The sequence below is a fragment of the Actinophytocola sediminis genome (genome assembly GCF_054779715.1).
The window spans coordinates 1-531 of record NZ_BAAGXS010000115.1; the positions used below are offsets into that span (position 1 = coordinate 1).

1 protein-coding gene is annotated in these 531 nt (G+C 67.6%); it reads right to left on the minus strand.

Features of this window, described 5'->3' with window-relative positions; translation table 11 throughout:
* Window positions 1–38: 38 nt before the first annotated feature.
* Window positions 39–531 (minus strand): trypsin-like serine protease (locus ACYVIP_RS44550; RefSeq protein WP_460407287.1); only part of this gene is annotated, 493 nt, incomplete at its 5' end.

Genomic DNA, 531 nt, shown 5'->3' on the forward strand with positions numbered 1-531 from the left:
CGCACCTGCCGGTCACTCATGGGACGCGGTTCAGGCCATCAAGAACGACCGGGCAGCTCGACGGGCGGCGTGTAGGCAGGCACGGGCTTGCGCGGCTCCGGGATCACCGGTTGCGCGCTGAACTCACCGCGTGCGGCGCCGTAGATGAAGTCACGGTGTTCGGGGGCGCTGGTGTCGATCGACGCGGCCGTGCCGCACGGGAGTGGACCCCGGCTCGTGATACCGACGAGCTTTCGGTCCTTGACCGCAGGGCTCCCTGAATCACCGAAGCACCTTCCGTCGGTCCCGTTGACGTTGCTGATACAGATCTCCTTCGCGGACAAGCCGCCTTCGCCGCCACACAGGCCGTCAGCGGTGACGGTGGTGTCCAGCTCTTGCAGCATCTTCGGCTTGGGGTCCGACGTACCCGGCTGGGTGCCTGGCTCCGTGCTGCCCCACCCCAGCAGCCGCACCGGATCACCGTTGGCGGCAGCGGAGCCGGCAAGCTGAATTGGCTGACTGTCGAGCAGGTGGTCCAACCGCAGCATGGCG